14 protein-coding genes and 1 pseudogene are annotated in these 13,549 nt (G+C 70.8%); 6 read left to right on the top strand and 9 right to left on the bottom strand.

Annotation, left to right across the window (positions count from 1 at the left end):
• Positions 1-35 precede the first annotated feature (35 nt).
• Positions 36-950, top strand: a complete 915-nt coding sequence (locus ACIBI9_RS25225; protein ID WP_397224825.1) for a glucose-6-phosphate dehydrogenase assembly protein OpcA — start codon at positions 36-38, stop codon at positions 948-950.
• 33 nt (positions 951-983) lie between these two features.
• Entirely contained in the window at positions 984-1,757 is a 774-nt protein-coding gene (gene pgl / locus ACIBI9_RS25220; protein WP_397224823.1) for a 6-phosphogluconolactonase, read from the top strand.
• A 60-nt stretch (positions 1,758-1,817) separates the two neighbouring features.
• Here pgl and add read toward each other — a convergent pair whose 3' ends face one another.
• The gene (gene add / locus ACIBI9_RS25215) at positions 1,818-2,831 is read right to left on the bottom strand and encodes an adenosine deaminase (RefSeq protein WP_397224821.1); all 1,014 of its coding nucleotides are present in this window, start codon (positions 2,829-2,831) and stop codon (positions 1,818-1,820) included.
• A 99-nt stretch (positions 2,832-2,930) separates the two neighbouring features.
• Here add and ACIBI9_RS25210 point away from each other — a divergent pair, with 99 nt between their 5' ends.
• Entirely contained in the window at positions 2,931-3,677 is a 747-nt protein-coding gene (locus ACIBI9_RS25210) for a class I SAM-dependent methyltransferase (protein WP_397224819.1), read from the top strand.
• On the opposite strand, the gene ACIBI9_RS25205 is transcribed toward ACIBI9_RS25210, so the two are convergent.
• From ACIBI9_RS25205 to ACIBI9_RS25195, 3 genes are all read right to left on the bottom strand, one after another.
• Positions 3,666-4,241 carry a TetR/AcrR family transcriptional regulator gene (locus ACIBI9_RS25205; protein WP_397224817.1) on the bottom strand — a complete coding sequence of 192 codons (576 nt, stop codon included), beginning with the start codon at positions 4,239-4,241 and terminating at the stop codon, positions 3,666-3,668. The two genes, ACIBI9_RS25210 and ACIBI9_RS25205, sit on opposite strands and share 12 nt — an antisense overlap.
• A gap of 11 nt (positions 4,242-4,252) precedes the next feature.
• Positions 4,253-5,122 carry an oxidoreductase gene (locus ACIBI9_RS25200; RefSeq protein ID WP_397224815.1) on the bottom strand — a complete coding sequence of 290 codons (870 nt, stop codon included), beginning with the start codon at positions 5,120-5,122 and terminating at the stop codon, positions 4,253-4,255.
• Positions 5,123-5,194: 72 nt separating this feature from the next.
• Positions 5,195-5,941 (bottom strand): hypothetical protein, encoded by a 747-nt coding sequence (locus ACIBI9_RS25195; RefSeq protein WP_397224813.1) that lies wholly within the window; start codon positions 5,939-5,941, stop codon positions 5,195-5,197.
• Between the two features lie 73 nt (positions 5,942-6,014).
• Between ACIBI9_RS25195 and ACIBI9_RS25190 the strand changes: the two are divergent.
• Positions 6,015-6,426 (top strand): annotated as a pseudogene (locus ACIBI9_RS25190) (Clp protease N-terminal domain-containing protein); the annotation flags it as partial.
• Positions 6,427-6,605: 179 nt separating this feature from the next.
• On the opposite strand, the gene ACIBI9_RS25185 reads toward ACIBI9_RS25190, so the two are convergent.
• The gene (locus tag ACIBI9_RS25185) at positions 6,606-7,625 is read right to left on the bottom strand and encodes a GNAT family N-acetyltransferase (RefSeq protein WP_397224811.1); all 1,020 of its coding nucleotides are present in this window, start codon (positions 7,623-7,625) and stop codon (positions 6,606-6,608) included.
• A gap of 195 nt (positions 7,626-7,820) precedes the next feature.
• On the opposite strand from ACIBI9_RS25185, the gene ACIBI9_RS25180 reads away from it, so the two are divergent.
• Positions 7,821-8,624, top strand: coding sequence for a DUF6081 family protein (locus ACIBI9_RS25180; protein WP_397224809.1), 804 nt, complete (start codon positions 7,821-7,823; stop codon positions 8,622-8,624).
• Positions 8,625-8,844: 220 nt separating this feature from the next.
• Positions 8,845-10,452 (top strand): amidohydrolase, encoded by a 1,608-nt coding sequence (locus tag ACIBI9_RS25175; RefSeq protein ID WP_397224807.1) that lies wholly within the window; start codon positions 8,845-8,847, stop codon positions 10,450-10,452.
• A gap of 61 nt (positions 10,453-10,513) precedes the next feature.
• Here ACIBI9_RS25175 and ACIBI9_RS25170 read toward each other — a convergent pair whose 3' ends face one another.
• From ACIBI9_RS25170 to ACIBI9_RS25155, 4 genes are all read right to left on the bottom strand, one after another.
• Entirely contained in the window at positions 10,514-10,858 is a 345-nt protein-coding gene (locus tag ACIBI9_RS25170) for an RNA polymerase-binding protein RbpA (RefSeq protein WP_185103360.1), read from the bottom strand.
• Positions 10,859-10,932: 74 nt separating this feature from the next.
• A complete protein-coding gene (secG, locus tag ACIBI9_RS25165; protein WP_185076999.1) occupies positions 10,933-11,163 on the bottom strand; it encodes a preprotein translocase subunit SecG in 231 nt (76 codons plus the stop codon).
• A gap of 99 nt (positions 11,164-11,262) precedes the next feature.
• On the bottom strand, positions 11,263-12,045 hold the full coding sequence (gene tpiA / locus ACIBI9_RS25160) for a triose-phosphate isomerase (protein ID WP_397224805.1): 783 nt from the start codon (positions 12,043-12,045) through the stop codon (positions 11,263-11,265).
• 7 nt (positions 12,046-12,052) lie between these two features.
• The gene (locus ACIBI9_RS25155; protein ID WP_397224803.1) at positions 12,053-13,252 is read right to left on the bottom strand and encodes a phosphoglycerate kinase; all 1,200 of its coding nucleotides are present in this window, start codon (positions 13,250-13,252) and stop codon (positions 12,053-12,055) included.
• Positions 13,253-13,549 lie beyond the last annotated feature (297 nt).

Genomic DNA, 13,549 nt, shown 5'->3' with positions numbered 1-13,549 from the left:
ACGACAGTCGTCGCGAGTCCGACGAAGGAGGACTCGTGACGACCTTCATGCTGTCGGACACGACGGCGGGGAAGATCTCGGCGCAGTTCACGCATCTGCGCCACCAGATGGGCGCGCCCGCCATCGGCATGGTGTTGACGCTCGTGGTGGTCTGCGAGGAGCGCCACCAGTACGACGCGCTGCGCGCGGCCACCGACGCGGCCCGCGAGCACCCGTCGCGCATCATCGTCGTGATCAACCGCGAGGCCGACGAGCCGATCAGGCTGGACGCGGAGCTGCGCATCGGCGAGTCCACGCCGGGCGAGGTCGTGGTCCTGCGCCTGTACGGCGAGCTGACCCAGCACGCCGACTCCGTGGTCAGCCCGCTCCTGCTGCCCGACACGCCGGTCGTGGTGTGGTGGCCGGGCGCGGCGCCCGACGTCCCGGCCAAGGACGCGGTCGGCGCCCTCGCGCAGCGCCGGATCACCGACGCCAGGGGTTTCGACGACGGCGGCGTCAAGTCGCTGGTCACCAGGGCCAAGGGATACTCCCGCGGCGACACCGACCTGTCCTGGGCCCGGCTGACGCCGTGGCGCAGCCTGCTGGCGGCCGCGTTCGACCAGCCGGTGGGCAAGGTCCGCAAGGGCGTGGTGGAGGCCTCTCCGGGCAACCCGAGCGCGCCGCTGCTGGCCTCCTGGCTGTCGGACCGGCTCGGCGCCCCGGTCAAGGTCGTCGACTCCGCCGGCCCCGGGCTGACGGCCGTGCGCCTGCAGCTCAACGACGGCGAGCTGACCGTGGTGCGGCACGACGCCCGCCTGGCCACGCTGTCTCGGCCGGGCCAGCCCGACAGGAACGTGGCCCTGGCCCGGCGCCAGACCGCCGAGCTGATGGCGGAGGAGCTGCGCCGGCTCGACCCCGACGAGATCTACGAGTCCGCGGTCAAGCGGTTCGCACGCACGTACAAGGGATGACTTGGGACCGCAGTGGCTGAGAAAGTAGTACCTGTGAGTGTTCCCAGCGTGGTCGTCCACCGCGATGCCGACGTCCTGGCCAAGGCCGTGGCGGCCCGGATCATCACCCGCCTGGTCGACGTGCAGTCGGCCAAGGGCTCGGCCTCGCTCGTGCTCACGGGCGGCACGGTCGGCATCGCCACGCTGGCGGCGATCGCCGCGACCCCCGCCCGTGACGCCGTCGACTGGCGCCGGCTGGACATCTGGTGGGGCGACGAGCGCTTCCTGCCCTCCGGCGACAAGGAACGCAACGAGACCGGCGCCCGGGAGGCTCTGCTCGACCACGTCGACGTCAAGCCGGAGCGGGTCCACGTCATGCTCGGCCCCGACTCGGGCCTGACGGCCGAGGAGTCGGCCGAGTCCTACGCGGCCGAGCTGCGCAGGGCGGCCCGGCCGGAGGACCACGGCCCCGTGCCCGGCTTCGACGTGATGCTGCTCGGCATGGGCCCGGACTCGCACGTGGCCTCGCTGTTCCCGGGCATGCCCGCGCTGTACGACACGCGCGCGGTGGTGGCCGTCCACGGCGCGCCGAAACCGCCGCCGACCCGCATCTCGCTGACGTTGCCCGCCATCCAGTCCTCGCGCGAGGTCTGGGTGGTGGCGGCCGGTGAGGAGAAGTCGGGAGCCGTCCGGCTGGCGCTGTCGGAGTCCGGGCACGTCCAGGTGCCCGCTTCGGGTGCCAGAGGGCGGGCGCGGACGCTGTTCCTGCTGGACCGGGCGGCGGCGAGCAAGATCCCGCCGGAGCTCGGGCGCATCTCGTCCCCTTGAGGCCGGGCCCTGATTCCGGGCCCTGATTCCGGACAGGGCGGGGGCCGCGCGGTTCCCGCCCTACCCGGCCAGGGCGTCGATCTCCTCGATCAGCGCCTGCTTGCGCTCCTCGGCCAGGTACGACGCCCGCACGCCGTTCCTGGCCAGCTGGGCCAGCTCCGGCTTGCCGAAGCCGAAGGCCCGGGCCGCGGCCCGGTACTCGTCGGCCAGCGTCGTGGCGAACATGGGCGGGTCGTCGCTGTTCAGCGTCACGTACAGGCCCTCTTCCAGCATCCTCGGCAGCGGGTGCCCGGCGAGGTCGGCGACCTGGCCGGTGCAGACGTTCGAGGTCGGGCAGACGTCCAGCGGGAGCTGGGTGTCGCGCAGGTGGGCGACCAGGCGCGGGTCGGCGAGGCAGTTGATGCCGTGGCCGATGCGTTCGGCGCCGTAGCCCTCGATGACCTCCCAGATCGTCTCGGGGCCGGACATCTCACCGCCGTGCGGGACGCTGTGGAGGCCGGCGGCGCGGGCGGCCGAGAACGCTGAGCGGTACGCGTCCCGATATTTCGGGCGCTCCTGCTCGATGCCGCCGATCCCGAAACCTACCAGCGCGGCGGGAGGTTCCTGGAGGGCGTGCTCCACCGTCACCTTGGCGGCCTCCTCTCCGTACTCGCCGGGGATGTCGAAGATGTACGCCATCTCCACCCCGTGATCGGCCAGCGAGCGGGCGGCGGCCAGGTCGAGCGCCTCCGTCACCTCGCGCATGGGCATGCCGACGATGTGGTGGGCGTACGGGGTCACCTGGAGCTCTACGTAGCGGGCGCCCTGCGGGGCCAGGTCGCGCGCCAGGCCGAGGACGAGGGTCGCCACGTCCTCCGGCTCCCTGACGAGCGCGTTGACGGCCCGGTACACCTGGGCGAAGTGCGGGAAGTCGCGGAAGGTGTAGAAGCGGCGCAGCTCCTCCTCGGTGGTGGGGACCGTGCTGCCGGGGTGGCGGCGCGCGAGTTCGAGCACCGTGGGGACCGAGGCCGAGCCGATCAGGTGCACGTGGAGCTCGACCTTGGGGAGCGCGTCGATGAAGGCGTCGATGGTCATGGCGACGACCATATGAGCGATATTTCCCGAAAAAATAGCCTTCATGGGGAAATCTCACAGAAGAATGTCAGGTTCAGCGGCTGGGATAGGGTGGAGGTCGTGACCAACGCCGAAGCGTACGATCGCGGCTTCGCCCAGCTGAGCTCCCACACCGTCGGCCCCCTGCTCGACCGGGCGTGCGCGCCCCGACTGCTCGACATCGGCTGCGGCACCGGCGTGGTCACGGCGGCGGCGCTCGCGTTAGGCGCCGAGGTCACGGCCGTGGACGCCGATCCCGGCATGCTCGAGCTGACCGCCCGCCGCCATCCGTACGCGACGATCCGCCAGGCCGCGCTCCCCAATCTCCCCTTCGACGACGGGGAATTTGACGCTATAGCCGGAAATTTCGTCATCAATCATGCGCCCGACACGGCCAGGTCGCTCAAGGAGCTCCACCGCGTGCTGCGCCCGGGCGGCACCATCGCCCTGACCTGGTGGAAGTCCGACGAGATGACCGCCACCAACGTCTTCACCGACGCCATCGCCGCCGCCGGGGTCCCCTACGAGCCGCCGGCCCGGCCGTTCACCGGCAACGACACGCCGGGGCGCTTCACGGAGCTGCTGGAGACGGCGGGCTTCGAGGCGGCGGCCGTCGATCCGGTGCGCTGGCGCCACCGGGTCGACCTCGCCACGTGGTGGGACGACATCGTGCAGACGGCCGGCCCGCGCTTCGCGGTGATCGCGAAGCAGCCGCCGGAGACCGTCGAGCGGATCAGGGCCTGCTACGCCCGGCTGGCGGCCCCGTACGAGCGGGAGGGCTTCCCCGTGTGCGCCTACCTGGCGCACGCCGCCCGCTCAGGCCTTTGACCAGGCGGTCACCAGCGGCATCAGCACCCCGTCGACGGACTCGGCCACGAACTCCGGCCCGAACGGCGGCCCCGCGAAGATCATCCGATGCCAGACCAGCGCCTCGGCGAGCGTGAAGAGCCGCCCGGCGTCGACGGGCCCGGACAGCTCCCCGCGCTCCGTGGCCCGCTCCAGCAGGGCCCGCACGTCGTCGAGGTCCTTCGCGGGCATGTGCTCGCGCAGCGTGCGCGCCAGCTCCTGGTTGGACACCAGCGTCGAGGACAGGCCGATGACGAGCGTGTGCTTGCGCTCCACCGCCTGGCACAGCCCGCGGAAGATGGAGACCAGGTCGCCGCGGAGCGACCCGGTGTCCTCCCCCGCGGGCGCGTCCATGTCGAAGCGCCGACAGATGACGTCGACCACCAGCTCGGGCTTGCCCGCCCAGCGCCGGTAGATGGTGGCCTTGCTGGCCCTGGCCCGCTTGGCGATCTGGTCGACCGACATCCGGTCGTAGCCGACCTCCGACAGCAGCTCCATCGTGGCGTCGAGAATGGCCCTGTCGCGATCAGGGTCTAGTGGAGCCACGCACACGTCCTTCAGCTGTAGGCGATTTCATCGAATCGTACGCCCGTCAGCTCCGTGGAGACGTCCCAGAGCCGTCTGGCGTCGGCCTCCGACCGCGCCCTTTCCGAGGGCGTGAGGCGCTTGAGCTTGGGGCCGATGAACTCGCCGCCGCGGATGTCCGGCGAGGTCGCGGCGTAGAGCGAGGACACCGCCCCGGCCGCCGCCGACTTGAAGAGCAGGCCCATGAGGGGCTGTAGCGGCCCGAGCTTGACGATGTTCGTGGCGGTGGTGCCCGGGTGGGTGGCGACGCTGATGAGGCCCGTACCGGCCCTCTCAGCGCGCCGTTGGAGCTCCAGGGTGAAGAGCAGGTTGGCGAGCTTGGAGCGCCCGTACGCGCCGAAGCGGCTGTATCCGCGCTCCAGGCCGAGATTGTCGAAGTCGATCCTGCCCATGGCGTGCGCGTCGCTGGAGACGTTCACCACGCGGGCGGCGGGGGCGGCCAGCAGGAGCGGCAGCAGCAGGCCCGTGAGCGCGAAGTGGCCCAGGTGGTTGGTGCCGAACTGCATCTCGAAGCCGTCCTTGGTCTCCTGCCGGGAGATCATGCCGATGCCCGCGTTGTTGACCAGCAGGTCGAGCCTGTCGACGCCCTCGGCGAACCGCCTGACCGAGGCCAGGTCCGCGAGGTCGAGCCGGCCGTACTCGACGCGGCCGCCGGGCACCGCCCGCAGGATCTCCTCGACGGTCGCCTCCCCCTTCTCGGGCGAGCGCGCGGCGACGATGACGCGGGCGCCGTGCCTGGCCAGCTCCAGCGCGGTGGGCCGGCCGATGCCGCTGTTGGCGCCGGTCACGACGGCGGTCTTGCCGGTCAGGTCGGGGATGGAGTCGGGGGTCCAGCCAGTCATCGCCACTCCTCGGGTCTTGGTGCACGAATCGCTGAGCTCATGGGTGTACGAAACCGTTTCGTACACCCCACCCTAGCCCAATCTCTGCCGCGCGTGCCGCTCCTCGCGCCGGGCGACTTCCAGCCGCTGCTCGCTCTCGGTGAGTCTCTTGCGGGCCTTGGCCAGCTTCCCCTCCAGCACCGCCACCCGCTCGGCGCGCTCGTCGCGCTCCCGCTCGGCGGATTCCAGCGCCGCCTGCCACTCCCGGTGCGCGGCCTCGGCCTCCTGGCGCTCCCTGGCCCTCCTGGCCTCGGCCTCCTCGCGCTTCCTGGCCTCGTCCTCGGGGGGCGGCCGCTTGGCGGGCCGTTCGCGCGGGACGGGGGCGGGGGCGAAGCCGCTGTAGCTGAGCGGCTTGACCAGGCAGCCGCGGCGCACCTGCCCGGCCGCGTCGGCGTCCACGATGGCGGACTCCAGCGTCTGGTCCACCTCGGCCGCCGCCGCGGGCGACAAGCCGCCCTCCTGCCTGACGAGCCTGCCCACCTTGCCCATGACGCCGGCGCGGCGCCGGGTCAGCTCGGCCAGCGCGTCGGCGTCCTGCTCCTGCCAGGCCGCGCGCAGCCGCTCCCCCACGTCGAGCAGCTCGGCCAGCTCGTCGGGGTGCTCGCGGGCGACCCGGTTCACGGCCCAGGCGGACACCGTGGGCTTGCGGAGCTTCGCTATCTCGCGGGCGAGCCCCGCCTCACCCGCGTCCTTGGCCGCACGGGCCTCGGCCTCGCGCGCGGCGGTGAATTCGGACGGCGGCAGGGCGTAGAGCCGGCCGGCCACCTCGGCAAGATCCACACTGGACAAATACCCCACATCCGCTGGTTTGTAGCGCATAGTGGAGGCAGTGGCAGTCGAACGGAGGCCCCCCGTGTTCGAACGCTTCACCGACCGTGCGCGACGGGTCGTCGTCCTCGCCCAGGAGGAGGCGCGGATGATGAGCCACAACTACATCGGCACGGAGCACATCCTGCTCGGCCTGATCCACGAGGGCGAGGGGCTGGCCTCCCTGGTGCTCGACGGCTGCGGCGTGGAGCTCGACCACGTACGCGCCTTCGTCGAGCGGGAGGTGGGCCACGGCGCCAAGTCGCCCAGCGGGCACATCCCCTTCACCCCGCGCGCCAAGAAGGTCCTGGAGCTGTCACTGCGCGAGGCCCTGCAGCTGCGCCACAACTACATCGGCACCGAGCACATCCTGCTCGGGCTGATCAGGGAGGGAGAGGGGCTGGCGGCCCAGGCGCTCGTGGACGCGGGCGCGGACCTGGCGGACGTACGGCAGCGCCTGCTCGACCGGGTGGGCCGCGGCTCCAAGGAGCGCCCCACCGAGATGTTCTTCGCCGGCGGCTCCGTGCTGGGCGAGCGGCTCACCCGCATCGAGGAGAGCCTGGAGCGCATCGAACGCCACCTGGGCATCCAGCCGCAGGCCGGCAAGCCGTCGGAAGAGCCGCCGCGCGAAGAGGGCCTAGGCTGAGACCATCGTGCCGACCGGCAGCCTGCCCTCCATCACCCCGGGGTCCTCGGTGTAGCCGAGGGTGGCGCCCAAGGAGATCAGCAGCCTGCGCATCCTGGCGTTGTCGGACAGCATGGTGGCCTTGACCTCGGCGTACCCCAGGTCGCGGGCGCTCCTCACGAGCATCCTGGCCATCTCCGTGCCCAGACCGCGCCCCTGCCAGCGGTCCTCGACCAGGAAGGCCATCTCCGCGATGCCCGGGTCGGGGGTGAACATGAGGTTGGCCATCGCCACGACCTGCCCGTCGTGCCCGGCGACCAGCGAATATCCCCTGCTCCTGTCGCACAGCCGGTCGAAGGTGCGCGCCGGCAGCGCGGGCATCGAGGTGAAGTAGCGGAACCGGCGCGACTCGGGCGAGCACCTGTCGTGCAGGTCGCGTACGGCCTCGCGGTAGATCGAGGTGAGCGGCCGGACCGTGACCTCCACGCCGTCGGAGAGCTTGATCGCGCGCTCGGCGGTGCTCGGCTCCGCGGGCTGGGCGAGCCGGGCGAAGGAGGCCGCCCTGGCCGCCTCGGTCAGCGTGAACGGCAGCTCCGCGCGGCGCAGCCGCACCGCCCGCCTGGGGGCCACGGGGACGACGAGCTGGGTCGGGTCGGGAAGATCACTCACCGCTTCACCATAGATCCACCTGGCGTCGTCCGCGCGCAGCAGCTCGGCCAGCAGCTCGGGCAGCCGCCACGGCATGGAACGCAGCCTGGAGGCCAGCAGCAGCGCCCTGGTGGGCTCGTCCGTCAGCTCGTGAGCGGTTGCGGGGACCACCTGGACACGGCGGCCACCGACCGCTTCCAACGCCTCGCGCACCGTCTCGGGACTGGCGGGGATGTCGGCGACGAACTCGTCGACGGTGCCGTCCGCGTCGGACTGCACGCTCAGGCCGAGGATGTTGCCGCCCCTGGCCGCCAGGGCCGCGGCGAGTGAGGCCAGCCGGCCGGGTCGCTCGTCCACCGTGGTGCGGATGCGCAAGAATCCCATGGCTTGAGCATGCCTGGCAGCTGTTACGCATCCGCTAACGATGTGTTTCATCGCGACTTATCCCGATATGTCCCTCTACCGTCCGCGCCGCACCAGCGGGCGGGCTGGGCACGATCACGCGTCATGGCCGCCCGCTCGACGTTTGCGTGCCGCCGGGGGTCTTGCCTTTTGAGAGCGTAAACGAAAGGAAGAATCATGGCGGAATATCGCGATCAATCCGTTCCCGCGGCGGAAGCCGTGACGCCTGAGGCCGAGGCCGTCGCCCATGACGGCTTCGTCACCTACGACGAGCTCGCGGGGCCCGGCCTCGACGCCGCGCTCTGGAGCCCGGCGCGCCTGCCGTTCCCCGCCGGCGGCGAGCACGTCGCGCTTGACCCCGCCGCGGAGCTGGCCGTCGGCGGGGGCGAGGTGCGGGTGACGATCCCGCGCTTCTCGGTGTCGCACGACTCCTTCCAGCCCGCCGACAGCGCCAAGTACCTCGTCTTCTCGACGCGCCGGTTCGAGCTGCCGCCGGACCGGCCCGCGACGTTCGCCGCCGATCTCGCGGTCACGGACATCGGCGGGGATCCGGGCGACTACCGCCGGGGCATGGCCGCCTTCCAGGCTTTCGACTTCGGCGAGAGCAAGCGCGTGTTCGCCGTCTGCGGCACCTCCACCCGGGTGCTAGCCCTGCACGAACAGCTGGGCGCGTGGGGCGCCGGCGAGCCGTTCTACCACGTGGTCGAGTCGCCGTACGAGGACTTCGACGACGACTTCACCCGCCTGCGCACGTGCGAGATCACGCTCGACCGGGGCAGATCGACCGCGACGTGGCGGGTCGACGGCCGCAAGGTGTACGAGGCCCACGGCACCCTCGTCCCCGAACGCGTGGGCCTCGCGTTCGGGATCTGGACGATGCTGCCGATCCGGGACGGCCGCAGCCGGTCGCTCCACGGCCAGGGTCTGGCCGCGCGCTGGCGCCGCTTCCGCGTACGCGGGGCCGACCCGGTCGCTCCCTGAGCGCGGCGAAAACCGCGGGCACCCTCGGCGGACCGGTCTCCATGGCCGCCGATCGCGTGGCGACGGCGTCGGACGTCGATGAGCCGCACGGGACTCCGGCGCCGTCACGGGCCCGTCGTCAGCCCAGGCCGCCCCGCTTGTCGCAGGTCACCGGGCCGGGCGGGAAGATGTACGGCGGGCTCGGAGCGCGCGAGCCGGATTCACCACAGAAAGGAACCCCATGAACATCCTCTTCCGAGGAGGCCGCGTCTTCACGCCGGGCGGCGTACGGGCCGAGGCCGTGCTGGTGAGCGACGGCGTGATCGCCGCGGTGGGGCCGGAGGGCGAGCTGGCCCGCCAGGCGCCGTCCCACGAGACGGTGGATCTGGATGGCGGCCTGCTGGTGCCCGGCTTCACGGACGCGCACATGCACCCGGTCCAGGCGGGCCTCGAACGAGCAAAGTGCGACTTGTCGGAAGATTTCGGCCTTGATGCGTACATAGCCGTGATAGCCGACTATGCCGCGAAAAATCCGTCTAAAGAGTGGATCGATGGTGGCGGCTGGGACATGTCGGCGTTCCCCGGCGGCCTCCCCCACCGCGACCAGCTCGACTTCCTCGACCGCCCCGCGTACCTCATCCAGCGCGACCACCATGCCGCCTGGGTCAACACGCGGGCCCTCCGGCTGGCCGGCATCACGAAGGACACGCCGGACCCCGCCGACGGCCGCATAGAGCGCGACGCCGCGGGCGAGCCCACCGGCGTGCTGCACGAGGGCGCGATGGACCTGGTCGGCCTGCTCACCCCCCGCCCGACCGCCCAGGACCTGGAGGACGCGCTGGAGGACGCGCAGCGGCACCTGTTCTCGCTGGGCATCACCGGCTGGCAGGACGCCATCGTGGGCTCCTACGCGGGCTCCCAGGACCAACTGCCCACCTACCTGTCCGCGGCCCGCTCAGGCAGGCTCAGGGCGCGTGTGGTGGGCGCCCTGTGGTGGGACAGGACGCGTGGCCTGGACCAGATCGAGGAGCTGGTCGAACGCCGTGCCGCCGCCGAGGGTCTCGACCGCTTCAGGGCGACCTCGATCAAGATCATGCAGGACGGCATCACGGAGAACTTCACGGCCGCCACCCTGGAGCCGTACTGCCTCTGCGGCGGCACGGGCCTGTCGTACGTGGACCCGTACAAGCTCAAGGAGTACGTCGCCGAGCTGGACCGGCTCGGCTTCCAGGTGCACTTCCACGCCATCGGCGAGCGGGCCGTGCGCGAGGCCCTGGACAGCTTCGAGGGCACGGACCCCGGCAACCGCCACCACATCGCCCACCTGCAGATCATCGAGCCGTCGGACGTGCCGCGCTTCGCCGCGCTGGGCGTCACGGCCAACCTGCAGCCGCTGTGGGCCACGCACCACGCCCAGATGGACGAGCTGACCCTGCCCTACCTCGGGGAGCCGCGCTCGTCGTGGCAGTACCCGTTCGCGGACCTGCTGGCGCACGGCACCCGCTTCTGCGCGGGCAGCGACTGGCCGGTCTCCAACGCCGACCCGCTGCAGGGCATGCACGTCGCGGTCAACCGCACGGAGCCCGGCGGCTCGGTCCACGCGGACTACCCGACCGCGCAGACCCCGTTCCTGCCCGGCCAGCGCATCGACCTGGCCGCCGCCATGACCGCCTACACGGCGGGCTCGGCCTGGATCAACCGCTCTCCGGCCGGCGCCGTCGAGCCGGGCCGCCCGGCCGACCTGGTGGTCCTGGACCGCGACCCGTTCGAGCTCCCGCCGGGCGAGATCTGGACGACGCGGGCGCGACTGACGTTCGTGGACGGCGACGTGGTCCACGAAGACCGCTGAGCGGCCGCGGAAACGGCGAAAGGGCCTCGGAGAACCGAGACCCTTTCGCCGAACCCAGCCACTACCAGGGGGACTTGTTGTTCCTCAGGCGCTCCAGTGCCTCCTCGAGGATCGCCTTGCCGTCCTTGTCGCTCCTGCGCTCCTTCACATAGGCAAGATGCGTCTTGTACGGCTCGTTCTTCGGTGGGGCAGGCGGGGCCGACTCGTCCTGTCCGGCAGGGAGGCCGCAACGTGGGCAGTCCCATGTCTCGGGGACCGCCGCGTCACTGGCGAAACTGGGGCGCGTCTCGTGCATGTTGGCGCACCAGAACGAGACCCGCACTCTCGGAGCTGCCTCGCCGCGCTCGGCCTCCCCCATAGGGCCGGCGCCGACTCGGCTGCCACGGATCGCGTTGCCACTACCCACGGATGAACTCCTCGCTCGATCGCCCCGCGCGCAGGCACGGGGGGAGAATCACTGTCACGCGTTAACTTGTTTGCTCAGGGCTTCATCAGAAGGCCGAGAGCGATGATGCAGACGAACCAAATCGTGCCGGTGATGATCGTCAGCCGGTCGAGGTTGCGCTCCACCACCGAGGAACCACCGAAGTTCGACGAGAAGCCACCGCCGAACATGTCAGACAAGCCGCCACCCTTGCCCTTGTGGAGCAGCACGAGCAGGATCATGAGACCGCTCGCCAGGATGAGGGCGATGGAGATTCCGATTTCCACGGTATGCCTGTTCCTTCGATGCTTTGTTACGCGTGACGATTCAGACTTGCCTTCTGAGGGTACGGCCTGTTGTCAAGTCGCACCCCCAGAACGACTCAGTTAGCCTGGCATATCGGAGAAACGGCAGATCTTCGCGAACTCCCCGGCATCGATGCTGGCACCGCCCACGAGCGCGCCATCGACATCGGGTTGAGCCATGATCCCCGCGATATTGCCCGACTTGACCGAGCCACCGTAAAGGATACGGACCCCAGAGGCCACTTCGGTGTCGTAGAGCTCAGCGAGTCTCACTCGCAGCGCGCCACAGACCTCCTGCGCGTCCTCCGGGGTGGCCACCTCGCCGGTGCCGATCGCCCACACCGGCTCGTAGGCCACCACTATCGATTTTGCCTGCTCGGCGCTGATTTTGCGCAGCGCGCCGTCGAGTTGGCCAAGACTGTGCGCGATGTGACCGCCCTCTTGACGTACTGACAGGCCCTCCCCGACGCACAGGATCGGGGTGAGGGAGTGCCGGTAGGCGGCCTGCACCTTGGCGTTGACCAGGTCGTCGTCCTCGTGGTGGTACTGCCGCCGCTCCGAGTGGCCGATCACCACGTAGGTGCAGCCGATCTTGGCCAGCATGGCGCCCGAGATCTCACCGGTGTAGGCGCCGGCCTCGTGCTGCGACAGGTCCTGGGCGCCGTACACGATCCTGAGCTTGTCGCCGTCGACGAGCGTCTGCACGCTGCGCAGGTCGGTGTACGGCGGCAGGACGGCGACCTCGGTCCTGTCGAAGTCCTTGTCGTTGAGTGCGAAGGCCAGCTTCTGGACCAGCGCGATGGCCTCGAGGTGGTTGAGGTTCATCTTCCAGTTGCCGGCGATGAGCGGCTTGCGCTTGCTCATGGGTAGCTCAGTCCTCCAGGGCCGCGAGTCCGGGGAGGGTCTTGCCCTCAAGGTATTCGAGACTGGCCCCGCCACCGGTGGAGATGTGCGAGAAACCGTCCTCGGGGAGCTCCAGCTTCCGCACGGCCGCAGCCGAGTCGCCGCCGCCCACCACGGTGAAGGCCCCTTCACTGCCGGTACGGGCGATCAGGGCCTCGGCCACCGCCCTGGTGCCGCCGGAGAACGCGTCGAACTCGAACACGCCCATGGGGCCGTTCCAGAAGACGGTCCTGGCGTCGGCCAGCTTGGAGGCGAACAGCTCGCGCGTCCTGGGCCCGATGTCGAGCCCCTCCCGGTCGGCCGGGATCTCGGTGGCCGCGACCACGTCGTGCTCGGCGTCCGGCCCGAACGTGACCGCCGCCAGCACGTCGACCGGCAGCACGAGATCGACGCCGCGCTCGGCGGCCGAGTTGAGGAAGCCGCGCACCTGGTCGAGCTGGTCCTCCTGGAGCAGCGACTTGCCGACCTCGTAGCCCTGGGCCTTGAGGAACGTGTACGCCATGCCGCCGCCGATCAGCAGCCGGTCGACCTTGGTCAGCAGGTTGGCGATGACGCCGAGCTTGTCGGAGACCTTGGCGCCGCCCAGTACCACCACATAGGGCCGCTCGGGGCTCTCGGTCAGCTTCTTCAGCACCTCGACCTCGGCCACGACCAGCCCGCCCGCCGCGTGCGGCAGCAGCTTGGGCACGTCGTAGACGCTGGCGTGCTTGCGGTGCACCGCGCCGAACCCGTCGCCCACGTAGAGCTCGGCCAGCCCTGCCAGCTTCTCCGCGAACGCGGCCCGCTCGGCGTCGTCCTTGGACTCCTCGCCCGGCTCGTAGCGCAGGTTCTCCAGCAGCGCGACCTCGCCGCCCTGGAGCGTCTCAACCGTGCCATGGGCGCTGTCACCGACCACGTCGGTCGCGAACGCCACCTCCTGGCCCAGCAACTCACCCAGCCGCTTCGCCACCGGCTTGAGCGAGTATTTCGGGTCGGCCTTGCCCTTGGGCCTGCCCAGGTGGGCACAGACGACGACCTTGGCGCCCCGTTCCACCAGCGTCTTGATCGTCGGCACCGACGCCCGGATGCGGCCGTCGTCGGTGATCGTCTCCCCGTCGAGGGGGACGTTGAGGTCGGCGCGCACAAGCACGCGCCGCCCCTTCACGTCGAGATCGTCGAGCGTGCGCATGCTCATGCTCCCTATTCATGGCCTCCGCTCCGCGGAGGCAGGCTCGGTCGCCGGGAAGCCGTCGCCTTCCCTCGTCGCTCCGGTCGCTTCGCTCCCGACGCTCCTCAGTCCAGGCAACGGCGCTCCCTCACCTGCTTACGGCCTCCACTCCGTGGAGGCAGGCTCGGTCGCTCCAAGCCGTCGCCTTCCCTCGTCGCTCTGGTCGCTTCGCTCCCGACGCTCCTCAGTCCAGGCAACGGCGCTCCCTCACCTGCTTACGGCCTCCACTCCGTGGAGGCAGGCTCGGTCGCTCCAAAC

This window comes from Nonomuraea sp. NPDC050451 (assembly GCF_044458585.1).
This window is presented reverse-complemented; position numbering and strand designations above follow the sequence as displayed.